The organism is Methylobacterium sp. Leaf88 (assembly GCF_001422795.1).
In the GTDB taxonomy this organism is placed as follows: Bacteria; Pseudomonadota; Alphaproteobacteria; order Rhizobiales; family Beijerinckiaceae; genus Methylobacterium.
Genome location: NZ_LMMK01000045.1, coordinates 379115 through 403109 on the forward strand (window position 1 = coordinate 379115; position 23995 = coordinate 403109).

Genomic DNA, 23995 nt, shown 5'->3' on the forward strand with positions numbered 1-23995 from the left:
GAACCTGTCGAAAACCGGTCTGGGGGTCAAGCGCGCGGGCTGAGCGCGGAGGTCGCGGTACGGTCCGCTCCCGCCTGCGCGCGCCGCGCCTTCGCCGCCCGTCGCCCGACGTAGAGCAGCACGCCCGTCACCAGGAAGAGCGGCATCAGCAGGGCCGCGACGAGGAAGATCGGTGGCCCGAGGAGTCCGAAGATGCGCCCGCTGTGCACGTCGAGCATGTTGCCGGCGATGCGGGCGCCGAGCGGACGCTCCCCGCCGATCTCGCGCATGAGGATGCGCCCGCTGGTCGCCTCGATCCGTATGTCGTCGCGCCAGCCGTTCCGGTTCTCGGAGCGGATGCGCACGAGCCCGGCGGGGCCGGCGGGCAGGAGCAGGGTGGCACGGAGGAACTGCCCGTCCTGTGCGGTACGGAAGGCCGCCCAGGCCGCGTCGAGGGACGGCGCCCCCGCGCTGCCCAACCCCACCTCCTTGCGACTGCCCCCGCCTGCAGCCTCGCCATTCGCTGCAGAGTCCCTCCGGCCGGCGGGCAGCCCGTTCGCCTTCGTCGCCGGCGGCTTGCCATCGGCCATCCGGGTGATGGTCTCGCCCAGGGTGAGGAGGGTGGTGACGACCTCGCGATAGCCGTCGAAGGACCACCACAGCCCGCTCAGGGCGATGACGAGGTAGACCGGCAGCACCCAGGTGCCGGCCACCGCGTGCAGCGACCAGTAGGTCGGCCGGCCCCATTGCCGGAGATGGGGCTTCAGCCAGATCCGCAGCGACATCACCTTCGGCCAGCGCAGGTAGAGACCGGTGCAGAGGAGGACGAGGAGCGCGAGGACGCTCGCGCCGGTCAGGGGCCGGCCCCAGCCCTTGCCGTCGCCGGGCAGGAGCAGCCAGCGATGCAGGCGCCGGATGGTCGCGAAGGCCTCCTCCGTCCGGGCCGAGCCGCGCACCGTGCCGTCATAGGGGTCGAGATAGAGGGAGGGCGGCCGCAGGCCGGTGGCGGGATCGCGCCCGAGCCGGACCATCGCGGCGGTGGCAGCCTCGGCCGAGAGCGTCAGGTTCGCCACCGTGTCGGAGCGCTGGGCATGGAAGCGGGCCAGGAGGGCATCCGGCGCGAGCGGATCCTCCGCCCGGCGGGCGACCCGGATCAGGTCCGCGTCGAAGGCCTCGCCGATGGCGTCCTCGTAGCTGAGGAGCGCACCGGTGACGCCCGCCACGGTCAGGATCAGCCCGGCCCCCAGCCCCAGCAGCCAGTGCAGCTGGAACAGGACGGCGCGCAGGTGCCTCACCACGCCACCCGCGCGGTGACGAGGGCCTGGAAGGGCTCGCCCACCGCCACCAGCAGGTTGCTGCCCCCCGACGAGGGATAATAGGTGCGGTCGAACAGGTTCTTGAGGTTGAGCTGGAGCGTGGTCGCCAAGCCGTTCACCTCGGTGCTGTAGGCGAGGAACGCGTCGCAGACGACGTAGTCGGGCAGGGCGAAGCTGTTGGCGGCGTCCCCCGGCCGGGCGCCGACGTAGCGCGCCCCGAAACCGGCTTCCAGGAAGCCGGCGCCCAGCCGCGTCGCGCCGAACTCCGTTGCCTCGGCGATGGCACCGAACTGATGCGTGAGGAAGGCCGAGGCGGTGACCCGCGGGGTGTTGAGGAGCTGCTTGCCCACCAGCACCGGGTCCTGGGTCACCTCCGCCTGGGTGAAACCGTAGCTGGCGATCACCGCCCAGTCGGGCAGGATCTGGCCGGCGACGTCGAGCTCGAACCCGCGCGAGCGCACCTTGCCGGCGGTGGTCGCCACGGTGAGGCCCTGGCCGTTGACCTGCGTCACCAGCACGTTCGCCTTGTCGATGTCGAACATCGCCCCCGTCACGGTCAGCCCGGCGGCGACATCCGCCTTCACGCCGACCTCGATGGAGTCTCCCTCCTCGGGCGGCAGGGCGCCGACGATGTTGGCCAGCGAGGTGTTGGGTTTGAAGGACTGCGAATAGCTCCCGTAGAGCGAGAGGGTGGGGGCGAGCTTGTAGACGAGGCCGACCCGCGGCAGGACGCGCACCCCGTCGATGTCGGTGTAGGCCACCGCCGGCGTCCCCTTGGCGCCGAACTGGTCGAAGATCTGCGTGCTGACCCCGGCGACCAGGATCCACTGGTCGCTGAGGTGCAGGGAGTCCTGCAAATACACGCTGGTATTCACTAAGCGTTCGCGCAGGTTGCTGTCGGCGGGCGAGATCACCGGCACCGCCGCGAGGGTGCCGTAGACCGGCCGGAACGGGTCGAACCCCGCCCGGTTCGGGCCCCGGATGATGTCGGGCCGGCCGTAATCGATGTTCTCGTAAGTGACGCCGGCCAGGAGGTCGTGGCGCAGACCGGCGGTGTCGAAGCTGCCGGTCAGGTCGAGGCGGGCGACATGCGCATTGAAGTCCGCGTTGCGGGTGCCGTCGGCCCGGCGGGTGAGGAGGCCTCTGGCCGGAAGATAGGTGACCGGCCGGATCTGGTCCTCGTCGTAGCCGAGATGGGAGTAGGTGTAGCCGAAATGCAACGTCCAGGCGTTGTCGAAGCGGTGGTCGACATCGAGGGTGGCGAGATGGCTGGTGGCCTCGTGCTGGCTCGAGCGCTCGTCGAAGCGCCGGTCGCGCGGCACCCGCAGGGGCCGCCCGGTGGTGGGATCGAAGATCGTGCCGCGGTCGTAGGGCACGCGGTAGTGCCCGAATTCATACCCCACCGTCACGGTGGTGTCGTCGCCCTTCCAGGTGAGGGAGGGGGCCACGACCTGGCGGCTGAGATGGCCGAAGTTGCGCCAGTAGGCGTAGCTCTGGATGTCGGCCACCATCCGGTAGGCGAGGTTGGTGCCCGCGATGGGGCCGGTGAGGTCGCCCTGGACCAGGCCGCCGTCGAAGCTCGTCCCCGTGAGGTTGAGGGAGCCGTGCTGCGTGAAGTCCGGCCGCTTCGAGACGAGGTTGATCAGCCCGCCCGGGTCGGTGATGCCGTAGAGGAGCGAGGCCGGGCCCTTGAGCACCTCCACCCGCTCGATGGCGTAGCTGAAGTTCTGCTGCAGCACGGTGCGCCGGCCATCCCGCAGGATCGAGTCGTCGCGGAAGGTGCCGAAGCCGCGCCGGACCACGGCCTCCTGCGTGCCGCCGACGCTGTTGGTCTGGGCGATGCCGCTGACGTTGCGCAGGGCCTCGTCGAGGGAGATCACGCGCTGGTCGCGCAGCACCGCGGCGGAGACCACGGCGATGTTGGCCGGCGTGTCGAGGAGGGCGGTGTCGGACCCCGCCCCGAAGGTCGAGCGTTTGGGCTGGTAGCCGACGGTCGCGAGTCCGTTGCCGAGGCCGGCGACGCTGAGTTCCTCGAGTGTGACGGTGGACGGCGCCTCCTGCGCCGAACTCGCACCGGCGGACAGCAGCCAGAGGGCGCCCCCGGCCAACCGGCGGTGCCGAGACGCATGGCGAGAGGTTCGGGCGGCGCGCGGCATATCGGATCTCGGACGAAGCAGAAGCTTCGCCGTAGTGAGCTGCAACATCATTTGCAAGATGTCGTTTAAAGATTAGAACCGCTAAAAGGAATGAACATGCATAGCTTAGACAGGATATACATGGTCGATCATAAGAAGAAGGCTCATGTGTTCAGTCCCGTCGCGGGGGCGATCGGCAGCGAAGGGCCTGCTTGACCCGGCGGTCCCGCGCTCACATCCCTGTCCGATCATGACGAGCCCGCGCGAATCCCCCGGACGGCATCATCTCTGGCGCCCCTACACGCAGATGCAGGGGGCGGCCCCGCCGCTGGAAGCCGTGCGCACGCACGGGTCGCGCATCGTCCTCGCCGACGGGCGCGAGCTGATCGACGGCATCGCTTCCTGGTGGACGGCGGCCCATGGCTACAACCATCCCCACATCCGGGCGGCCGTGGCCGCGCAGCTCGAGACGATGCCGCACGTGATGTTCGGGGGGCTCACCCACGCCCCGGCGGAGCGGCTGGCGGCGCGCCTCGCGGCCCTGCTGCCCGGCGACCTCGACCACGTCTTCTTCACCGATTCCGGCTCGGTGGCCGTGGAGGTCGCCCTAAAGATGGCGGTGCAGATGTGGATCAACCGGGGGGTGGTCGGGCGCACCCGCATCCTGGCCTTCCGCGAGGGCTATCACGGCGACACCCTCGGGGCGATGTCGGTCTGCGACCCCGACGAGGGCATGCACCGGCGCTTCGGGGCCTACCTGCCGACCCAGGTCTTCTGTGACCTGCCCCGGACGGCGGCGCAGGTCGCCGCCCTCGACGCGACCCTGGCGGCCGCGCGCGAGACCCTGGCGGCTGTGATCGTCGAGCCCCTAGTCCAGGGGGCCGGCGGCATGCGCATGCACCCCCCCGAGGTGCTGGCGACCGTCGCGCGGCTCGCGCGGCGCCACGGGCTGCCGCTCATCGCCGACGAGATCTTCACCGGGTTCGGGCGCACCGGCACCCTGTTCGCCTGCACGCAGGCCGGCATCGTGCCGGACATCCTGTGCCTGTCGAAGGCCCTCACCGGGGGCACGATGGCGCTGGCCGCCACGGTGGCCACGGGGGCCGTGTTCGAGAGCTTCCTCGCCGACGATCCCGCCGCCGCCCTCATGCACGGGCCGACCTTCATGGCCAACCCGCTCGCCTGCGCGGCGGCCAATGCCAGCCTCGACCTGTTCGACCGCGAACCGCGCCTCGATCAGGTCGCGGCCCTCGCGGGGGCCCTGGCGGACGGGCTCGAACCCCTTCGCGGGTTGCCGCACGTCGCCGACATCCGGGTCCTGGGGGCGATCGGGGTGGTGCAGTTCCGCCGGCCCCCCGATCTGGCCGATTTGAAGCGCCGCTTCCTCGCGCGGGGCACCTGGGTCCGCCCCTTCGGCGACATCGTCTACCTGACGCCCGCCCTCACCGTCCCGCCGCAGGATCTGGCCGAGCTTCTCGACGCCATGCGGACGGTGGTGCCGGCGGTCGCCCCCTGACGGCGAGGACCCTGCGTCCGGTGCAACCCACGCCCCCGTCGCTCGTTGGGATGACGTTGCGCTGGCCCCATGTCCAGGATCTCCGGTGTCCCGGATCGCGCCGTGCGGGCCCCCGGGCTTCACGCGAGGATCCCGGTCCCGGGCGGGGCCCGCGGCCAGACAGGCTGGAGGGTGCATCGTGGTGGACGAGGCGAAGGCGAACGACGACCGGCCGGTGATCCTGCTGGTGGAGGACGAGGCCCTGACGATCATGGACCTCGGCGACGTTCTCGAGAATGGCGGCTACGAGACCGTGCAATGCGCCTCGGCCGAACGGGCGCTCGGCATCATCCAGGACCGCCCCGACATCAGCGGCCTGATCACGGACGTCGAATTGTCCGGCAAGACCAACGGCTTCGAGCTCGCCACCGCGGTGTCCGAGGCCCGGCCGCAATTGCCGATCGTCATCGTCTCGGGGCGCGCGGCCCCCGATCCCGAACGGATGCCGAAGGGCGCCAAGTTCATCGCCCGGCCCTGCACCGGCGAGGACATCCTGTCCCAGCTCAAGGGCCTGTTGCCCTGCTGAGGGTCTGAGCGGTCAGCCCGGAGCCTTCCCCCGGGCCCGCCACCACGCGACGGTGTCGTCGAGCCCCCGCGCTACGTCGAAGCGCGGCCGGAACCCCACGGTCTCCGTCAGGATGCGGGTCCCGGCCTCGATGACCGGCGGCTCCGTCGGGCTCAAGGGACGGGCCCCGAAATCCAGGTGCTCGGCGCCCCCGATCCGGGCGGCGAGCCCTTTGAGGAGCGCGCGCACCGGGATCGCCGCCCCGGAGCCGATGTTCACCGGCCCGGGCACGTCCCCCGCCACCAGGGCGGCCAGGGCCGCGGCGGCATCCGCGACGTGCAGGAAGTCGCGGCGCTGGTGCCCGTGCGAGGTCGGGAACGCCGTTCCGGCCGTCAGGGCCCGGATCGCGTCCGACACGAGCCGCCCGCGGCGCTCGCCGGGGCCGTAGAGATAGAACAGCCGCCCCCAGGCGACGCTGAGCGTCTGCGTGGCGGCATAGGCCTCCAGGATGCGCCGCGTGCCGTCCTTGGCGGCGCCGTAGAGCGTCGCGGGCCGGCAGGGCGTCGTCGCCTCCTCGAAGCGGGCCGCGCCCCATTCGTACTCGGCGCAGGTGCCGGCCCCGACGAACCGGCGGCCCCCCGCCGCCGCGAAGGCCTGGGCGAGATCCAGGGTGGCCGCGACCCAGTCGAGGTTGCGCGCCGAGGTCCAGTAGCGGCCGGGCTCCGCATCCCAGGCGAGGTGGAGGAGGTGGCTCGGCCGGATCTTCGCGATCAGCGCCTGCCGTTCCGCGGGCACGAGCAGGTCGGCGGCGTGCCAGGCCGCCTCCGCCGAGACCGCACGCCCGACGCCGTGAACCTCGAATCCGCGCGCCCGCAGGGCCGGCACGGCGTGGCGGCCGACGAAGCCGGCCGCCCCCGTGACGAGGACGCGCTCCCTCACCGCACCCAGTCGGGGTAGGCGAGATCGCGCGCGGCGATCACCGTGACAGGCTCCGGCCAGGCGACGTCGAGGCTCGGATCGTTCCAGCGCAGGCCCCGGGCGCTGCCGGCCACGTAGGGGCGGTCGATCATGTAGAGCACTTCCGCGTCGTCGCTGAGCGCCTGGAAGCCGTGGCCGAAGCCCACGGGAATGTAGAGGGCGTGGCGGTTCCCGGCGCTGAGTTCGGTCCCGTAGGCCTGGAGGTAGGTGGCCGAATCCGGCCGCAGGTCGACGAGGACGTCGTGGATCGCGCCGGCCGTGCAGCGCACGAGCTTGGTTTCCGCGTGGGGCTCGGCGGCGAAGTGCAGGCCCCGCACGGTGCCGCGCCGGGCATTGTAGGAGATGCTGGACTGCGCGAAGGCGCCGATGAGGCCCCGCGCGGCGAAGTCCTCCGCGCAGGCGGTGCGGGCGAAGAAGCCGCGCGCATCGGCCTGGGGGTCCGGGACGACCCGGTACGCGCCGGCGAGCGGCAGGGCCTCGAAGCGCATGGGCTCAGAACACCGTGAGCCGTGGGATCGCCGTGACGAAGCGCCCGCCCCAGTCCCGGATGGCGGCCATCTCGCCGGCGATCTCGTCCGTCAGGTTCCAGGGCAGGATCAGGACGTAGTCCGGCCGCTGTGCCAGCAGGGACTCCGGGGAGACCACCGGGATGCGGCTGCCCGGCAGGAGGGTGCCCTGCTTGTGCGGCGAGCGGTCCGCCACGGCCCGCACCAACTCGGGGCCGATGCCGCAGTAATTGAGGAAGGTGTTGCCCTTGGCCGCCGCCCCGTAGGCGCAGACGGTCTTTCCCGTCAGCCGCAGCTCCGCCAGGAAGGCGAGGGTGGCGCACTTGATGCGCACCACGTCCTCCGCGAAGGCGGCGTAGCCGCTCGCGTCGAACAGGCCGCCGGCGCGCTCCTCCGCGCGCACCCGGTCCACGGCGGGACCCTGCCGGTGCGCGGCCGCCGCGTGGCAGGCGAAGACCCGGAGGGAGCCGCCATGGGTCGGCCATGCCTCCACGTCGAAGACCCGCAGGCCGTGCGCCTCCAGGATCCCCGAGACGACCCCGAGGGAGAGGTAGGAGAAGTGTTCGTGGTAGATGGTGTCGAACTGGCGCTCCGCGATCATCCGCAGGAGGTGCGGGAACTCGAAGGTGGCGACGCCCTCGGGCTTCAGGAGAATTCGGAAGCCCTCCACGAAGTCGTGGATGTCGGGCACGTGGGCCAGCACGTTGTTGGCCGCCATCAGGTCGGCGGCGTGGCCCTCCGCCCGCAGGCGCCGGGCGGTCTCCGCCCCGAAGAACGCCACCTCGGTGGGGATGCCCCACTCGCGCGCCACCGCGGCCACGTTGGCGGCCGGTTCGATCCCGAGGGCCGGGATGCCGCGGGCCACGACGGCGCGCAGCAGGTAGCCGTCGTTGCTCGCCACCTCCACGACCCGGCTGTCCGGCCCGAGACCGAAGCGGGCCTGCATGGCCGCGACGTAGGCCTCCGCATGGGCGAGCCAGCCCGCCGAGAAGCCGGAGAAATAGGCGTAGTCCGAGAAGATCGCCTCCGGCGTCTCGAAGGCTTCGAGCTGCACCAGCCAGCAGGCCTCGCAGACGAAGGCATGGAGGGGATGGACCATTTCCCCCCGGCCGGCGCGCTCGGCCGGCACGTAGGCGTTGGCCAGGGGCGACAGGCCGAGATCGGCCACGCTCCGGTGCAGGGGCGTCCCGCAGGCGCGGCAGCTTCGGGTCGTAGTCGCTGTCGGAGTCGTCATGCGGCGAGCGCCTCGTAGGCGCCGATCTGCGCCAGGGTCAGGTCGCGGGCGCACGCCCCGCCGGCCTGCGCCCGGTGCCAGGCCGCGGTCCAGGCGAGCGCCGCATCGAGGCGCAGGCGCCGGTCCCAGCCGAGATGGGCGCGGGCCTTGGCCGAATCGACCTTGAGGAAGGTCGCCTCGTGCGGATGGATCGCCGCCGAGAGGTGCCACAGGGCCTCGGAGCCCCAGGCCTGGGCGAGTTCGTCGACGAGATGGGCCACCGGCCGGCAATCCTCGTCGGCCGGGCCGAAGTTCCAGGCCTCGGCGTAGCGCGGCCCGTCCGCCCCCGACAGGCATTCGGCGAGGCGGAGATAGCCGCTCAGGGGCTCGAGCACGTGCTGCCAGGGCCGCGTCGCGTGGGGCGCGCGGATCTCCACCGACTCGCCCCGCGCGAAGGCGCGGACGATGTCGGGCACGAGGCGGTCTTCCGACCAGTCGCCGCCGCCGATGACGTTGCCCGCCCGGGCGGTGGCGACCCGGCAATCCCGTTCCCTGAGGAACGAGGCCCGGTAGGCCGCCGCCACCAGCTCGGTGCAGCCCTTCGAACTGCTGTAGGGGTCGTGGCCGCCCAGCGCCTCCGTCTCGCGGTAGCCCCAGGCCCATTCACGGTTCGCGTAGGCCTTGTCGCTCGTCACCACCACCACGGCCCGGACGGAGGGCGTCGCCCGCACCGCCTCCAGCACGTGGGCGGTGCCCATCACGTTGGTGGCGTAGGTGGCCAGCGGATCGCGGTAGGCGGCGCGCACCAGGGCCTGGGCGGCCATGTGAATGACGATCTCGGGGTCCGTGGCAGCCAGGCACGCCTGCACCGCCGCCGGGTCGCGGATATCGGCGAGGTGCGAGTCGAGGCCGCGGCCGATGCCGGCCGTGGCGAACAGGCTCGGGGTGGTCTCGGGGGCCAGCGCCAGCCCGCTCACCCGGGCGCCCAGGCGTTCCAGCCACAGACAGAGCCAGCCGCCCTTGAAGCCGGTATGGCCCGTAACGAGCACCCGTCGCCCGGCCCAGAAGGCGGGATCGGGATTCGGGTCGCGCGTGCGCGGCAGAGGGAAGGGCGAGGGCTGCACGCTCTGAAACGATCTCCGGTGGGGCGCCAGACTACCAGCACTTCCAGGGCGGCGCGTCCCCCGCCCACAGGGCTTCGAGGTGGTTCTTGTCGCGCAGGGTGTCCATGGCCTGCCAGAAGCCCGCATGGACGTAGGCCGCGAGCTGCCCGTCGGCGGCGAGGCCCTCCAGGGGCTCCGCCTCCCAGACGGTGGCGTCGCCCGCGATCCGGTCGAGCACCCGCGGCGAGAGCACGAAGAAGCCGCCGTTGATCGTCGCCCCGTCCCCGGCGGGCTTCTCCCGGAAGCGCCGCACCGTGCCGTCCTCCAGCTCCAGCGCCCCGAAGCGGCCCGGCGGCGTCACCGCCGTGAGGGTGGCGAGCTTGCCGTGGGCCCGGTGAAAGGCCGCCAGGGCCGTCAGGTCCACGTCGGCGACGCCGTCGCCGTAGGTCATGAAGAAGTCGTCGTCGCCCAGATAGTCCCGCACCCGCTTCAGGCGCCCGCCCGTCATCGTGGTCTCGCCGGTCTCGATCAGCGAGACGCGCCAGTCCTCGGCGGTGCTGCGGTGGAAATCCACGTGGCCGCGCCCGATGTCCACGGTCACGTCGGACAGGTGCAGCCGGTAGTTCAGGAAGAACTCCTTGATGACGTAGCCCTTGTAGCCGAGGCAGATCACGAATTCGCGCACCCCGTGGGCGGCGAAGATCTGCATGATGTGCCAGAGGATCGGCCGGCCGCCGATCTCCAGCATGGGCTTGGGGCGGATCACCGTCTCCTCCGAGAGGCGCGTGCCGAGACCGCCTGCGAGGATGACTGCCTTCATGGATTCCTGAGCGGTCTTCGGAAGGTCCTGGCGCGGGAACGGCCGCGCTGCGGGCGCGTGCGCCCCGTCGCGCAACGCTTAATCGAGGGGTCGCCCTTCGTCCAGGCGCGGGGGCGGACGGGCCGTTTAGCCGACTTTTCCCGCCCGCTCGGGCTCCCGGGCGGGGCGCTGTCATCGCAGCTTCATACGGCCCGGTCATGCCCCGGGACGGAGGGACGTTCCCGGTTGGCGGTGGATGTGCCCGGATTGACCGGCGCGGGCCCATCGTTCGCGGGGTATGAGAGCTGAAGGGCGCGAGCGATGCGGGCGGCTGACGAGCGCGGGAGGGTCGAACCCCACGGGGACCTGACCCGCGCGGTGATGGCGTCGCTCCCCGGGGCGAGCGGTGACAGGGATGGCGAGCGGAGCATGAGCAAGTCCGACAAGCGCCTGCGGCCCCCGGGCGCGAAGAGCGTGGGCTGGGCCCTGGTCCAGGCCGCGCGCCTGCACCGCTCCCGCGTGGGCGACCGGCTAACCAGCCTCGACCTCTTCGCCGGACAGGAGCAGGTCGTCCAGGCGCTCGCCGCGGCCGGAACCATGACGATGGGCGACCTCGCCGCGACCCTGCGGGTGCGTCCGCCGACCGCCTCCAAGACGATCTCGCGGCTGGCGGCCCTGGGATTCGTCGAGCGCCGCGCCGAGGCCGGCGACGGCCGCATCGTCCGCGTGCGCCTCACCGAGACGGGCCTCGCCAAGGCCGCCGCCATCGAGCGCCTGTGGGACGAGGTCGAGGCCGAGCTCCTCGACGGGTTCGATGGCAAGGAGAAGCGCCGCCTGCGCAAGCTCCTGCGCAAGGCCGCCCGCAACCTCGCGGAGGTCTCGGGCGTCACCGGCCACGAGGTCGAGGGCGATTCCGAGATGGACGAGGACGAGGCGGACAGCCTGGCCGTCCCGGGCGCGCTGTAGCGCCGGCCGCGCCCGGGCCGGTCTCCCTAGAGCGGGGCGGACTTCGGGGCCTTCGCCTTGCGCATCATCCCGGAGCCCGCATGCACGGCCCGCCGGCGCCGGAACAGGCGCTCGCCGGTCCGCTCCAGGACGAGGGCCAGGCGGGTGGCGGCCCGGTCGAACAGCCAGACCGCCGCGCAGATCACGATGGTGATCGCGCAGCCGAGGCCGATCATGAGGCCCAGGATTCCCGGAGCGGGGAGAACCATCAGGCAGACCAGCCCGAAAGTGGCAAGCAACGGTATGGTCCGCGTCATGGATGGCCCTCCGCCAAAGACGTTCGGCCGCGAGGATGGTCGGACATCGATAAGAATTGGTGCAGGCGACGCGACTCGCCGGCGCGGCCGCAACCGACGGTCGCCATCCGGTTCCGAACCGGGCGGTGCCGTGTCGGCCAGCGATGCTTCAACGCCGTGGCGAACCCGATCCCCACGCAGGTGTGCGCTCCCCCGCGTCTGCTTTAAAGCTCCCCGGTCGCGCCGTTCATACCAGGCGAAACGCCGTCGCGGATCGGGATCACGTCGTTGAGGTCACCACCAGGGGGCGGCGCGCCCACGAACCGGCGCCTGGCCGGCATCGCGCTGATGTGCGGCACGCTGGCGTTCTTCGCCTGCCTCGACGCCTCGGCCAAGACCCTGGCGGGCCTGGGCGTCGATCCGCTGCTCTCGACCTTCATGCGCTACGCGGTGAACGTCGCGCTGGTGCTGGTGGTCCTCAATCCGGTCCGGACGCCCGGGGTGGCGCGGACGAACCGGCTCGCGCTCCAGGTCCTGCGCTCGCTGCTGCTGTTCGGGTCGACGGCCCTCAACTTCCTGGCCCTGCGCCAGCTCCAGCTCGCCGAGACCCTGTCGATCCAGTTCGCGACGCCCCTGATGGTGGCGCTGCTCGCGGGGCCGCTGCTGGGCGAATGGTCGTCGCCGCGCCGCTTGGTGGCGGTGGCGATCGGCTTCCTCGGCGTCCTCGTCATCGTGCGTCCGGGCGTCGGCGCCTTCCAGCCCGCCGTGCTCCTGAGCATCGGCAACATGCTATGCTACGCGTTCTACGTGCTGACCACGCGCAAGCTCGCGAGCGTCGATTCGACGGCCACGACGGTGTTCTATTCGGGACTGGCCGGACTCGCGCTGATGAGCCCGCTCCTGCCCTGGATCTGGACCACGCCGACGGCGTGGAGCACCTGGGCGCTGCTGATCGGGGTCGGGCTGTTCGGCACCCTCGGGCATTGGCTGCTGGTCCTGGCCCATGCCCGGGCGCCGGCCAACGTTCTGGCCCCCTTCATCTACACCCAGCTGCTTTGGTCGTTGATGCTGGGCTACCTGATCTTCGGCGACGTGCCGAACCGATGGACGCTGATCGGCGCGTCCATCGTGATCGGGTCCGGGCTCTATCTCCTGGCCCAGGAGTCCAAGGCCTTGGAATCCCGGGGGCGGCGCCGGCCGGACGGCGCGCGCGCCCCGCGGGATCCCGCATCGCCTCAGCGGTGACGGCGGTGATGGGAGTGGCGGCGGGACTTCATGCGGGTGCGGTAGGCGCGACGGCCCGGATCGATGCCGAGCGCCCCGTTCACGGTTCCCACCGCGCCGCCGACGGCGCCGCCGACGATGCCGCCCACCGGACCGGCGACCCGGTCGCCCTCGGCCGCGCCACGGCGGATGCCGCCCGGCAGGCCCTGCGCTTCGGCCGCGCCCGACAGGGCGAAGGCGGACAGGACGAGGCTGGCGGCGAGCAGAGCTTTTCTCATGGTCGTGTCTCCCAATGACGCCGCGTCTCGGTCACCCCTCGGATCTGGTCCCCGGCCGAAGCCGGACGGCGCCCGAACGCGTGAGGGACAACGGCCGAGCTTTAAAGAAGGTCCCCACGAAAGTTGGTCCGGCATGCCGGCGTCGGAAAGCTCGCTGGTCTCGCGCCTGCACCGCTGCTAGAAGCCGCCGAATGTGCGTTGATGGTGATCCACGCGGGCGGCGCGGCGTGCCGAGCGCCCCCCGGCCTCGAATTATGAGCCCGGCCTGCGCCTGAGGGCCGCCGCGGCGGTCCGATGCGAAGGCCGGGAGGGCGACGCCTCGCCTCCAGTCCGCCGGCCCCGGGGGCAGTCCTGCCCACCGACCGCCTCAACGCCGATCCGCGCCGAAGACCTCACAGACAGCCCATGAGCGACCAGACCTCTCCCGCTGCGGCCCCCGCCCGCGACTACTCGAAGACCCTGTTCCTGCCCCAGACCGACTTCCCGATGCGGGCCGGTCTGCCGGTGCGCGAGCCCCTGCTGCTGGAGCGCTGGGCCGCCACCGACCTCTACGGGCAGATCCGCGCGCAGGCCGCTGGCCGGCCGAAATTCGTGCTGCATGACGGCCCCCCCTACGCCAACGGCAACATCCACATCGGCACGGCGCTGAACAAGATCCTGAAGGACGTCATCGTCCGCGCGCAGGGCACCCTCGGCTACGACGCCAACTACGTGCCGGGTTGGGACTGCCACGGCCTGCCCATCGAGTGGAAGATCGAGGAGCAGTACCGCGCCAAGGGCCGCAACAAGGACGACGTGCCGGTCATCGAGTTCCGCCAGGAATGCCGGACCTTCGCCGCCCATTGGCTCGACGTGCAGCGCGGGGAGTTCAAGCGCCTCGGCGTCACCGGCGACTGGGACCACCCCTACGTCACCATGTCGTTCCCGGCCGAGGCCGCGATCGCCCGCGAGCTCATGACCTTCGCCATGACGGGCCAGCTCTATCGCGGCTCGAAGCCGGTGATGTGGTCGGTGGTGGAGAAGACCGCCCTGGCCGAGGCCGAGGTCGAGTACGAGGACCACGTCAGCGACACGATCTTCGCCGCGTTCCGGCCCATCGCGGGCGCGGGCCCGGATCTCGCCGAGGCCCGGGTGGTGATCTGGACCACGACGCCCTGGACCATGCCGGGCAACCGCGCCGTCGCCTATTCGCGCAGGGTTGCCTACGGTCTCTACCGGGTCACGGCGGCGGCCGACGACAACTGGGCGAAGGTCGGCGATCGCTACGTCCTCGCCGATGCCCTGGCCGCCTCGGTCTTCGCCAGCGCCCGGGTCGAGGCCTTCGAGCGCCTGCGCGACGTCGCCCCGGACGAACTCGCCGCCCTGACCCTGAGCCATCCGCTGGCCGGCCACGTGCCCGGCTACGACTTCGCCGTACCGCTCCTCGAGGGCGAGCACGTCACCGACGAGGCGGGCACCGGCTTCGTCCACACGGCGCCGGGCCATGGCCGCGAGGATTTCGAGGTCTGGATGGCCAACGGCCGGGCGCTCGCCCAGCGCGGCATCGAGACCCGCATCCCCTACACGGTGGACGCCGACGGGGCGCTCACCGAGGAGGCCCCCGGTTTCACGGGAAAACTCGTTCTTAACCACAAGGGCGAGAAGGGCGACGCCAACAAGGCGGTCATCGCCGCCCTGATGGAGGCCGGCACCCTGGTGGCGCGCGGCACGCTCAAGCACAGCTACCCGCATTCCTGGCGCTCGAAGAAACCGGTCATCTTCCGCAATACGCCGCAATGGTTCATCGCGATGGACAAGCCGGTCGGGTCCTTGGACGGCCGCACCCTGCGCGATGTCGCCCTGCGGTCCATCGAAGAGACCCAGTGGGTACCGCCACAGGGCAAGAACCGGATCAACGGCATGGTCGGCAACCGGCCCGACTGGGTGGTGTCGCGCCAGCGCGCCTGGGGCGTCCCGATCACGGTTTTCGTCAAGCGCGGCACCCACGAGGTGCTTCGCGACGCGGCGGTGAATGCCCGCATCGCGGCGGCCTTCCAGGCGGAGGGCGCGGATGCCTGGTTCACCGATGCGGACGGCGCCCGCTTCCTCGCCCCCGACCACGATCCGGCGGACTACGAAAAGGTCACGGACGTGCTCGACGTCTGGTTCGATTCCGGCTCGACCCACGCCTTCGTGCTCGACGATCCCGAGCAGTTTCCGGGCCTGTCCGGCGTCAAGCGCAAGCGCGACGGCGGCGCCGACACGGTGATGTACCTGGAAGGATCGGACCAGCATCGCGGCTGGTTCCAGTCGTCCCTGCTCGAATCCGCCGGCACCCGCGGTCGCGCCCCCTACGACATCGTCCTGACCCATGGGTTCGTCCTCGACCCGAAGGGCCTGAAGATGTCGAAGTCGCAGGGCAACGTCGTCGCCCCGCAGAACGTCATCAAGGATTCCGGCGCCGACATCCTGCGCCTGTGGGTGGCGGCCTCCGATTACGCGGACGACCTGCGCATCGGCCCGGAGATCATCAAGACCTTCGCGGAGACCTACCGCAAGCTGCGCAACTCGGTCCGCTGGATGCTCGGGTCGCTGGCGCATTTCGAGCCCGGCACCGAGATCGCCCACGCCGAACTGCCCGAGCTCGAGCGCCTGATCCGGCACCGGCTGTCCGAGCTCGACGGCGAGATCCGCGGGGCCTACGCCGCCTTCGACACCAAGCGGGTCGTGGCGCTCCTCAACGGCTTCATGACCGGCGACCTCTCGGCCTTCTACTTCGACGTGCGCAAGGACGTGCTCTACTGCGACCCGGCCTCCTCGGCCGTGCGCCGCGCCGCCCTCCAGGTCATCGACGAGACCTTCCGCCGGGTCACGATCTGGCTCGCGCCGGTGCTGGCCTTCACGGCGGAGGAAGCCTGGCTCGACCGCTACCCGTCGGAGGCCGGCTCCGTCCACCTGCAGACGCTGCCGGAGACGCCGGCCGCCTGGCGGGACGAGGCCCTCGCGGCCCGTTGGCAGGCGATCCGCCGGGTGCGCCGGGTCGTCACCGGTGCCCTGGAGATCGAGCGGACGGCCAAGCGCATCGGGGCGAGCCTGGAGGCGGCCCCCACCGTCCATATCGCGGATGCGGAGCTGCGGACGGTGGTGGAGGGCGTCGACTTCGCCGATGTCTGCATCACCTCCGCCCTCCGCATCGCGGCGGGCGAGGGCCCGGCCGAGGCGTTCCGCCTCGACGACGTGCGGGGCGTCGCCGTGGTGCCGGCCCTGGCCGAGGGCCGCAAATGCGCCCGCTCCTGGCGGGTCGCGCCCGAGGTCGGCAGCGACCCGGACTATCCCGACGTGACGCCCCGCGACGCCCGCGCCCTGCGCGAGTGGGACGCGGCGCATGCCGGCACGAACGCCGCGTGACGCGGATGCCGCCCCTCGCCGTCCCCCATCCCGGGGGGAGGCCCCGCCTTCCCGCGTGACGTCCTCCCCGATGACCCCCTCTCCCCCATGACCCCCTTCCGCCTGGGCCTCGTCGCGCTGCTCGTCACCCTGGTCGTCGACCAGGCCTCGAAGCTCTGGCTCTATCTCGGCACCGACCTGGTGCTGACGCAGCCCTGGCGGATCGCGCCCTTCGCCGAGTTCCTCGTGGTGTGGAACCGGGGCGTCTCCTACGGGATGTTCCAGCAGGAGGGCGGCCTCGGCCGCTGGGTGCTGGTGGGCGTGTCATGCCTCGCGGCGCTGGGCCTGTCGCTCTGGATGCGGCGGGCGGAATCGCGCTTGCTGGCGGTGGCCCTCGGGCTCGTCGCGGGCGGCGCCCTTGGCAACGCCATCGACCGCGCGGCCTACGGCGCGGTGTTCGACTTCGTGCACCTGCACTGGCGCAGCTGGTCCTGGTACGTCTTCAACATCGCCGATGCGGCCATCGTCGCCGGCGTCGTCGGCCTCATCCTCGACAGCCTGCGGCCGGCCCCCCGGAGCACCGGGTCCGAGCTCTGAGGCTCCGCCGTCATTTCCGCCCGACCTGTGATCCGTAAACCACAGCCGGGATCGTTGTGCCGGCGAGGCTGGTGCACTGCGGTCAAGGCGCCATACGATCGCCTGAAACCGGGATCAGGCCGAGAAGGTCGGATCAGGATCGTGGCACAAGGCGATCATCCGGGCTCGGGGAACCGGGACCCACAACCGGGCGGAGAGCGGGGATAGCATGATCGGACATCGGGCTTTGCTGGTGGTGGCGGGCATTCTGACCGCTGGGAGCGCGCAGGCGCAGCAGGGCGTGTTCATGCGCGACACGCTCAGCAGCATCGGCCTGATCGAGCCCGAGAAGCCCGCGATCACCTACCGCGAGCGGGCCCCCCTGGTGATGCCGCCCAAGCTCGACGGCAAGTCCCTGCCGCCGCCGCGCCAGCCGGAAGCCTCGGCCCAGTGGCCGAAGGATCCCGAGGTCGTCCAGCGCGAGCGCGAGCGCGAGGAGGCCCGGAAGCCGATCGTCCGCGGCGCCCAGGGCCGGATGAACGACAACAACATGACGCTCTCCATCGACGAGATGCGCGGCGGACGCCGCGCCGGCGCCCAGGCGCGCACCGAGCCGGGCCGGCCCGAGGGCGAGAACGACGATCGCAACTCCTTCTGGTCGAACCCCTTCGGCCTGCGCTCCGCCGAGGTCGCGGAGCCTTCGCAGGTCGAGCCGGACCGCGACGTCCTCACCGATCCGCCCACCGGCTACCGCAAGCCGCCCCGCAAGGTCGCCAAGACCAACGGCGACCCCGTGAACAACCCGTATCGCGAGCGTGAGGAGTCCGATCCGGGCGCCTACGTGCGCGCGCGCTCCGCGAACTGAACCCCGGGTCCGGCCCGGTGCCGCAGGCGCGGCGGGTCACCGCACGAGGACCCGTTTCCTGCCCCTCCGACGCACCCCCGTGGCGCGGAGCCGGCGCAACGCCAACATGACGGATGGCCCTCGCAAGCGGCCGACCGCGGAAGGAAGAGCTTCGATGCACCTGTTCAGGAAGGACATGCCCCTCTTCGGACCCTCGCGCGGCCATGCCAGCGCGGGCCGGGCCGAAGCCGCGCCCTTCGGGCGCTCCGAGGCGGGCGGCCCCGAGGTCAGTGCCTTCGCCCTCGACAACGGCCTCGACGTCGTGGTCGTGCCCGATCACCGCGCCCCGGTCGTCACCCACATGGTGTGGTACCGCAACGGCTCGGCCGATGATCCGCTCGGCCAGTCGGGCATCGCCCACTTCCTCGAGCACCTGATGTTCAAGGGCACGGAGCGGCACCCGATCGGCGCCTTCTCGAAGGCCGTCTCGGGCCTCGGCGGCCAGGAGAACGCCTTCACCTCCTACGACTACACCGCCTATTTCCAGCGCGTCGCCCGCGATCACCTCCGGACCATGATGGAGTTCGAGGCCGACCGCATGACCGGCCTCGTCCTCGACGACGCCGTGGTGGCGCCCGAGCGCGACGTGGTGCTGGAGGAGCGCCGCATGCGGGTCGAGACCGACCCCTCGGCACAGCTCTCCGAGGCGATGGCCGCCTCCCTGTTCGTGCATCACCCCTACGGCACGCCGATCATCGGCTGGATGCACGAGATCGAGGAGCTGAACCGCACCCACGCCCTCGACTACTACAAGCGCTTCTACACGCCGGAGAACGCCATCCTGGTGGTGGCGGGCGACGTGACCCCGGACGACGTCCGCCGCATGGCCGACGACACCTACGGCCGCGTCACCCCGCAGGGCGCCCGGCCCGTGCGCATCCGCGCCAAGGAGCCGGAGCCCCGGGCGCTCCGCCGCCTCGCCGTGGCCGACCCCAAGGTCGAGCAGCCGACCCTGCAGCGGCTCTACCTCGCTCCCTCCTGCATCACCGCGCGGGACGGCGAGTGCCACGCCCTCGAACTGCTGGCCGAAGTCATGGGCGGCGGCTCCACCTCCTACCTCTACCGCAAGCTGGTGATGGAGCTCGGTGTCGCCGTGAATGCCGGCGCCTGGTACATGGGCTCGGCCATCGACGACACCCGCTTCTCCGTCTACGCGATCCCCGCCGAGGGCGTCAGTCTGGAGAAGCTGGAGGAGGAGGTCGACCGCGTCCTGCGCCGCGTCCCCTCCGAGGCCCTGGAGCCCGAGGCGATCGAGCGGGCCAAGACCCGCCTCGTGGCCGAGACGGTCTATTCCTCCGACAGCCAGTCTTCCCTCGCCCGCATCTACGGCTCGGCTCTGGCCATCGGTGAGAGCATCGAGGAGGTCCGTCGCTGGCCCTCCGACATCGAGGGGGTGACGAAGGCGCGGCTCGTGGCCGTGGCCGAGCGCTACCTGACGCCCTCCCGCTCCGTCACCGGCTACCTGACCAAGGCCCACGAGGCCGACGCGGCCTGACGGCCGCTCCCGGCCCCCGGCCGGGCCACACCATTCGGGAGGCCGCGGCGCCCGCCGCCGCGCCCCGCGCACAGCATGAGGTTCCCATGAACGTGGCCACCACCGACCTGCTCGACTCCGCCACCCGCTCCGCGACCTCGCCGACCCAGGCGGTTCCCGTCGCGGCGGCCCCCGGAATCGAGGCGTGGCACGTCGAATCCCCGGTAGTGCCGCTGATCGCCCTCGCCTTCACCTTCGAGGGCGGCGCGGCGCAGGACCCCGAGGGCAAGGCCGGCGTGGCCCAGATGCTCGCCCGCCTCCTCGACGAAGGGGCCGGCGACCTCTCCTCCGACGCGTTCCAGGAGCGCCTCGCGGCCCGGGCCATCGAGCTCTCCTTCCATGCCGGCTCCGACGCGCTGGGCGGCTCCCTCAAGATGCTGGTCAAGCACGCCGACGAGGCGATCGACCTCCTGGCCCTGGCCCTGGCCAAGCCCCGCCTCGATCCCGACGCCATCGAGCGGGTCCGGGCCCAGACCCTGGCCGGCCTGCGCTATCAGCAAAACGATCCGGGCGTGATGGCCTCGCGCCGCTTCTTCGCCGAGGCCTATGCCGGGCATCCCTATGCCCGTCCGTCCTCCGGCACGCCCGAGAGCATCGCGGCGATCACCCGCGACGATCTCGTGACGATGCATCGCCAGATCATCGGCCGCGGGGCCGTCAAGGTCGCCGCGGTGGGCGCCATCGACGCCGCGCGCCTGGCGGAGAGCCTCGACCGGGCGTTCGGCCGGCTCGAGATGGCCGCCCCTCTCAAGGCGGTGCCCCAGACCCGGATGCAGAACATCGGCGCGCGCCACGTGGTCGATCTCGACGTGCCGCAATCCGTGATCCGCTTCGGCATGAACGGCGTGCCGTGGTGCGATCCCGACTTCATCCCGGCCTATGTCCTGAATCACATCCTGGGCGGCGGCTCCTTCACCTCCCGCCTGTTCCAGGAGGTGCGCGAGAAGCGCGGCCTCGCCTATTCGGTGGGCACGTCCCTCGTCAGCCACCGCGCCGCCTCGATGACCTGGGGCTACACCGCCACCAAGAACGAGCGCGTCGGCGAGGCCCTGTCGGTGATCGGCGAGGAGATCGGCCGCCTCATCACGGACGGCCCTTCGGACGAGGAGCTGCAGAAGGCCAAGGACTACCTCACCGGCTCCTACGCCCTGGGCTTCGATACCTCGACCAAGATCGCGCACCAGCTCGTGCAGATCGCCTTCGAGGGCCTGGGCATGGACTACATCGCCCGTCGCAACGATCTCGTGGCCAACGTGACCCAGGCCGACATCCGCCGCGCCGGGGCCCGTACCTTCGCGGACGGGAAGATGCTGGTGGTCGCCGCCGGCCGTCCCACGGACTTCTGACGGATCACGAACGTTCGGGGCGTCCGGGTTTCCGGGGCCCGTGGACGAACCGCCGCGCCCGGCTGCGGTCGCTCGGGACTGTACGCGGGCACGGCGGTTGCTAGTTTCCGCCAAGGCGGCGACGATGCTGCACCGCTGGTTTTCAAGCTCGGGACAGTCCGGATGACATCACGCCTCGCCTCCCTGCCGGCCCGCCTCGCCCTTGTGACGGCGATGGGCCTCGCCGCGACGCCGGCCCTGGCCCATCCCGGCCACGCGCCCGCCGCCGGCTTGACGCAGGGCTTCCTCCATCCCTTCAGCGGCCTCGACCACGTCCTCGCCATGGTGGCGGTGGGTCTGATCGCGGCCCGCATCGGCGGACGCGCCCGCGTCCTCGTCCCCCTGTCCTTCCTCGGCATGATGGCCGTCGGCGGCGCCCTCGGGGTCGCCGGCATCGGGCTGCCCTTCGTCGAGATCGGGATCGCCCTCTCGGTGGTGGTGCTCGGCGCCACCTTGGCCCTGCGCCAAGCCCTGCCGCTCGCCGTCGCCATGGCCCTCGTGGGCGCCTTCGCGGTGTTTCATGGCCATGCCCACGGCGCCGAGATGCCGGAGACTGGCTCGGGCCTCGCCTACGGTCTCGGCTTCCTCGGTGCGACCGCCCTCTTGCACGCGGTGGGCCTCGGTCTCGGCCTCTCGGCCGGACGGCTCGTGCAGAGTCTCACCGCCCTGCGGGTGACCGGTGCGGCCCTCGCGGTTGCGGGCCTCGGCCTTCTCGCCGGCGCCGTCTGAGCGCCCCCTCCGACGTCGTCGAACGGCCCCCTCCCGGGGGCCTTTTCGTTTTCGGGTCGGTCGCCCCATCCGACAGGTCAGCCCGCCGCTCAGGGATCCGCCGATGCAACTCACCGGAATCCACCATCTCACCGCCATCACCGCGCAGGCGCCCGACAATCTGGCCTTCTACACACGGGTCCTCGGCCTCCGATTGGTGAAGAAGACGGTGAACCAGGACGACGTCTCGGCCTATCACTTGTTCTACGCCGACGGCCGCGCCTCGCCCGGCACCGACATCACGTTCTTCGACTGGCCGGCGCCGCCGGAGCGACGCGGCACCGACAGCATCAGCCGCACCGGCCTGCGCGTCTCCGGCGCAGACGCGATCGGGTGGTGGCGCGAGCATCTCGCCCGACAGGGCGTGAACCACGCAGTGCCGGTGGAGCGCGACGGGCGCCTGACCCTCGATTTCGAGGATGGCGAGGGCCAGCGCCTGATGCTGGTGGATGACGGCGGCGTCGGCGAGGCCCATCCCTGGGCGCGGAGTCCCGTGCCAGGCGAGCACCAGATTCGCGGCCTCGGGCCGATCCGGCTCAGCGTGGCGCAGATCGAACGGACCGAGGCCGTGCTCACCGAGATCCTCGACCTGAATCACGACCGGAACTATGAGCTTCCCGAGGGCGAGGTCCGCGTCTATCGCATGGGCGCGGGTGGCCCCGCCGCCGAACTCCATCTCGTGGCCGAGCCGAACCTCCCCCCCGCACGTCAGGGCGCCGGAGCGGTCCACCACGTCGCCTTCCGCATCCCGGACACCGACTACGCCGCCTGGGCCGACCGGCTCAAACAGCGCCGCATGCCCTCCAGCGGCCCGGTGGACCGCTACTATTTCCGCAGCCTGTACTTCCGCGAACCCAACGGAATCCTGTTCGAGATCGCCACCGACGGGCCGGGCTTCGCCACCGACGAGCCCATGGAGACCCTGGGCGAGCGCCTCGCCCTGCCGCCCTTCCTCGAACCCCGCCGCGTCGAGATCGAGGCCGGCCTGAAGCCGCTCTGACGCGCCGCGGCAGAATTAAGAACGATTCCAAGCCACTGTGCCGACGTGCGACTGCGTAAGCGCGCCGCCTTGACGGGCCTACCGCAGGTGCGAGAAGACGCCACGCAAAGCTTCGAGATTCGAGCGAAATTCGAGACGGACCGTCGATGAGCAAGTTCAACGAGGAGCGTGTGCTGAGCGTCCACCACTGGACCGACACGCTGTTCTCCTTCCGCACCACCCGCGATCCCGCTTTCCGCTTTCGCAACGGCGAGTTCGTGATGATGGGCCTCGAGGTCGAGGGCCGGCCGCTCCTGCGCGCCTACAGCGTCGTCTCGGCCAATTACGAGGAGGAGCTGGAATTCTTCTCGATCAAGGTCCCGAACGGCCCGCTCACCTCGAAGCTGCAGCACCTCAAGGTCGGCGACCCGATTATCGTCGGCAAGAAGCCCACCGGCACCCTGGTGCTCGACAATTTGATGCCGGGCAAGAACCTCTACCTCCTCGGCACCGGCACGGGCCTGGCGCCCTTCATGTCGATCATCAAGGACCCGGAGACCTACGAGCGTTTCGAGAAGGTCGTCCTCGTCCATGGCTGCCGGCAGGTGCAGGAGCTCGCCTACGGCGAGACCATCACCCAGGACCTGCCGAACCACGAGTTCCTCGGCGAGGTGATCAGCGCCGGGCTGATCTACTACCCTACCGTGACCCGCGAGCCTTTCCGCAACCGCGGCCGCATCACCGACCTGATGACCTCGGGCAAGCTGTTCGAGGATATCGGCCTGCCGCCGATGTCGGTGGAGAACGACCGCTTCATGCTCTGCGGCTCGCCCGACATGATCCGTGACACTCGCCAGCTGCTGACCGATGGCGGCTACGAGGAGGGCAACCACGGCGAGGCCGGGCACTACGTCATCGAGAAGGCCTTCGTCGAGAAGTGAGCGGCACGCGCGCCGTTTTCATCGCCGGCGCCGGGACAGAGATCGGCAAGACCTACGTCACCGCCGCCCTGACGCGGCGGCTGCGCGCCCTGGGCCGCGACGTGCGGACTCTCAAGCCCCTGGCGAGCGGGGTCCCGCCCCTCGATGCCGCGGACTTCGCGCAGAGCGACACCGGACGGCTTCTCGCGGCGCAGGGCCTGGCCGTGACGCCAGAGACGGTTGCCGCCTGCTCGCCCTGGCGCTTCGTCGCCCCCCTGAGCCCCGATCTCGCCGCCGCCCGCGAGGGCCGGATCCTGGCCCTCGACGACCTCGTCGGCTGGTGCCGGGCCGCGATCGCCGCGACACCGCCCGGCGGCACCCTGCTGATCGAGGGGGTCGGCGGCGTCATGAGCCCGGTGACGGGGGAGGCGACCGGCCTCGACTGGCTCACGGCGCTCCGCCTGCCGGCGCTCCTCGTCTCCGGCTCCTATCTCGGGGCGATCAGCCATGCCCTTACGGCGGCCGAGACCCTGCACGCGCACGGCGTCCCCCTGATCGGGATCGTCGTCTGCGCCAGCCCGGACGCGCCGACTCCGCCCGAGGTCGTGGCGGCGGCGATCGCCCGGCACCAGGCCGTCCCGGTGATCGTCATCGCCCGCGACGGGGACTGCCCGGTCGACCTCGCCGATCTGGTGCGCCCGGTCTCCGCCGCCTGAACGCCCGTCCCGCGC

At 71.4% G+C, this 23995-nt stretch carries 22 protein-coding genes; 13 read left to right on the top strand and 9 right to left on the bottom strand.

Going from position 1 to position 23995, the window contains the following annotated elements; translation table 11 throughout:
* Positions 1 to 26: 26 nt before the first annotated feature.
* On the bottom strand, positions 27 to 1274 hold the full coding sequence (locus tag ASF20_RS18290; RefSeq protein ID WP_244476474.1) for a PepSY-associated TM helix domain-containing protein: 1248 nt from the start codon (positions 1272 to 1274) through the stop codon (positions 27 to 29).
* Positions 1271 to 3403 carry a TonB-dependent siderophore receptor gene (locus ASF20_RS18295; protein ID WP_244476475.1) on the bottom strand — a complete coding sequence of 711 codons (2133 nt, stop codon included), beginning with the start codon at positions 3401 to 3403 and terminating at the stop codon, positions 1271 to 1273. The genes ASF20_RS18290 and ASF20_RS18295 overlap by 4 nt, the downstream gene beginning before the upstream one ends.
* A gap of 277 nt (positions 3404 to 3680) precedes the next feature.
* On the opposite strand from ASF20_RS18295, the gene ASF20_RS18300 reads away from it, so the two are divergent.
* Together ASF20_RS18300 and ASF20_RS18305 are read left to right on the top strand one after the other, a co-directional pair.
* Entirely contained in the window at positions 3681 to 4946 is a 1266-nt protein-coding gene (locus tag ASF20_RS18300; RefSeq protein WP_056276478.1) for an adenosylmethionine--8-amino-7-oxononanoate transaminase, read from the top strand.
* A 178-nt stretch (positions 4947 to 5124) separates the two neighbouring features.
* Positions 5125 to 5511: a response regulator gene (locus ASF20_RS18305; protein WP_244472675.1), complete on the top strand. Its 387-nt coding sequence runs from the start codon at positions 5125 to 5127 to the stop codon at positions 5509 to 5511.
* 12 nt (positions 5512 to 5523) lie between these two features.
* Here ASF20_RS18305 and ASF20_RS18310 read toward each other — a convergent pair whose 3' ends face one another.
* Genes ASF20_RS18310 through rfbF form a run of 5 tightly spaced genes read right to left on the bottom strand, consistent with a single transcriptional unit; the run spans position 5524 to position 10110 of the window.
* On the bottom strand, positions 5524 to 6429 hold the full coding sequence (locus ASF20_RS18310) for an NAD(P)-dependent oxidoreductase (protein WP_056276481.1): 906 nt from the start codon (positions 6427 to 6429) through the stop codon (positions 5524 to 5526).
* Entirely contained in the window at positions 6426 to 6956 is a 531-nt protein-coding gene (locus tag ASF20_RS18315; protein WP_056218335.1) for a dTDP-4-dehydrorhamnose 3,5-epimerase family protein, read from the bottom strand. Before ASF20_RS18315 ends, ASF20_RS18310 begins: the two co-directional genes overlap by 4 nt.
* 4 nt (positions 6957 to 6960) lie before the next feature.
* Complete coding sequence (locus ASF20_RS18320; RefSeq protein ID WP_056276484.1) at positions 6961 to 8208, bottom strand: class I SAM-dependent methyltransferase; 1248 nt, start codon at positions 8206 to 8208, stop codon at positions 6961 to 6963.
* Entirely contained in the window at positions 8205 to 9311 is a 1107-nt protein-coding gene (gene rfbG / locus ASF20_RS18325) for a CDP-glucose 4,6-dehydratase (RefSeq protein WP_244476476.1), read from the bottom strand. The genes ASF20_RS18320 and rfbG overlap by 4 nt, the downstream gene beginning before the upstream one ends.
* A 31-nt stretch (positions 9312 to 9342) precedes the next feature.
* Complete coding sequence (gene rfbF, locus ASF20_RS18330) at positions 9343 to 10110, bottom strand: glucose-1-phosphate cytidylyltransferase (RefSeq protein ID WP_056218330.1); 768 nt, start codon at positions 10108 to 10110, stop codon at positions 9343 to 9345.
* 408 nt (positions 10111 to 10518) lie between these two features.
* Here rfbF and ASF20_RS18335 point away from each other — a divergent pair, with 408 nt between their 5' ends.
* A complete protein-coding gene (locus tag ASF20_RS18335; protein WP_244476477.1) occupies positions 10519 to 11055 on the top strand; it encodes a MarR family winged helix-turn-helix transcriptional regulator in 537 nt (178 codons plus the stop codon).
* 26 nt (positions 11056 to 11081) lie between these two features.
* On the opposite strand, the gene ASF20_RS18340 is transcribed toward ASF20_RS18335, so the two are convergent.
* The gene (locus ASF20_RS18340; protein WP_056276488.1) at positions 11082 to 11351 is read right to left on the bottom strand and encodes a hypothetical protein; all 270 of its coding nucleotides are present in this window, start codon (positions 11349 to 11351) and stop codon (positions 11082 to 11084) included.
* Between the two features lie 327 nt (positions 11352 to 11678).
* On the opposite strand from ASF20_RS18340, the gene ASF20_RS18345 reads away from it, so the two are divergent.
* Complete coding sequence (locus ASF20_RS18345; protein ID WP_082501429.1) at positions 11679 to 12575, top strand: DMT family transporter; 897 nt, start codon at positions 11679 to 11681, stop codon at positions 12573 to 12575.
* On the opposite strand, the gene ASF20_RS18350 is transcribed toward ASF20_RS18345, so the two are convergent.
* The gene (locus tag ASF20_RS18350) at positions 12566 to 12832 is read right to left on the bottom strand and encodes a hypothetical protein (protein WP_056218320.1); all 267 of its coding nucleotides are present in this window, start codon (positions 12830 to 12832) and stop codon (positions 12566 to 12568) included. The genes ASF20_RS18345 and ASF20_RS18350 overlap by 10 nt on opposite strands.
* Positions 12833 to 13237: 405 nt before the next feature.
* Between ASF20_RS18350 and ileS the strand changes: the two genes are divergently transcribed.
* The 9 genes from ileS to bioD all read left to right on the top strand — a co-directional run bounded on the left by ileS (position 13238) and on the right by bioD (position 23980).
* The gene (gene ileS, locus ASF20_RS18355) at positions 13238 to 16219 is read left to right on the top strand and encodes an isoleucine--tRNA ligase (protein WP_056276497.1); all 2982 of its coding nucleotides are present in this window, start codon (positions 13238 to 13240) and stop codon (positions 16217 to 16219) included.
* A gap of 87 nt (positions 16220 to 16306) precedes the next feature.
* The gene (gene lspA / locus ASF20_RS18360; protein WP_056218313.1) at positions 16307 to 16795 is read left to right on the top strand and encodes a signal peptidase II; all 489 of its coding nucleotides are present in this window, start codon (positions 16307 to 16309) and stop codon (positions 16793 to 16795) included.
* A 208-nt stretch (positions 16796 to 17003) separates the two neighbouring features.
* Positions 17004 to 17639, top strand: coding sequence for a hypothetical protein (locus ASF20_RS18365; protein ID WP_056218309.1), 636 nt, complete (start codon positions 17004 to 17006; stop codon positions 17637 to 17639).
* A gap of 154 nt (positions 17640 to 17793) precedes the next feature.
* Positions 17794 to 19173 carry a pitrilysin family protein gene (locus ASF20_RS18370; RefSeq protein WP_056276501.1) on the top strand — a complete coding sequence of 460 codons (1380 nt, stop codon included), beginning with the start codon at positions 17794 to 17796 and terminating at the stop codon, positions 19171 to 19173.
* 86 nt (positions 19174 to 19259) lie between these two features.
* The gene (locus tag ASF20_RS18375; protein ID WP_056276504.1) at positions 19260 to 20558 is read left to right on the top strand and encodes a pitrilysin family protein; all 1299 of its coding nucleotides are present in this window, start codon (positions 19260 to 19262) and stop codon (positions 20556 to 20558) included.
* Positions 20559 to 20720: 162 nt separating this feature from the next.
* Positions 20721 to 21326 (top strand): HupE/UreJ family protein, encoded by a 606-nt coding sequence (locus ASF20_RS18380; protein ID WP_056276507.1) that lies wholly within the window; start codon positions 20721 to 20723, stop codon positions 21324 to 21326.
* Positions 21327 to 21429: 103 nt separating this feature from the next.
* On the top strand, positions 21430 to 22365 hold the full coding sequence (locus tag ASF20_RS18385) for a ring-cleaving dioxygenase (RefSeq protein ID WP_056276509.1): 936 nt from the start codon (positions 21430 to 21432) through the stop codon (positions 22363 to 22365).
* 146 nt (positions 22366 to 22511) lie between these two features.
* Positions 22512 to 23285, top strand: a complete 774-nt coding sequence (locus ASF20_RS18390; RefSeq protein ID WP_056176712.1) for a ferredoxin--NADP reductase — start codon at positions 22512 to 22514, stop codon at positions 23283 to 23285.
* Complete coding sequence (bioD, locus tag ASF20_RS18395) at positions 23282 to 23980, top strand: dethiobiotin synthase (RefSeq protein ID WP_056276512.1); 699 nt, start codon at positions 23282 to 23284, stop codon at positions 23978 to 23980. The genes ASF20_RS18390 and bioD overlap by 4 nt, the downstream gene beginning before the upstream one ends.
* Positions 23981 to 23995: the final 15 nt, after the last annotated feature.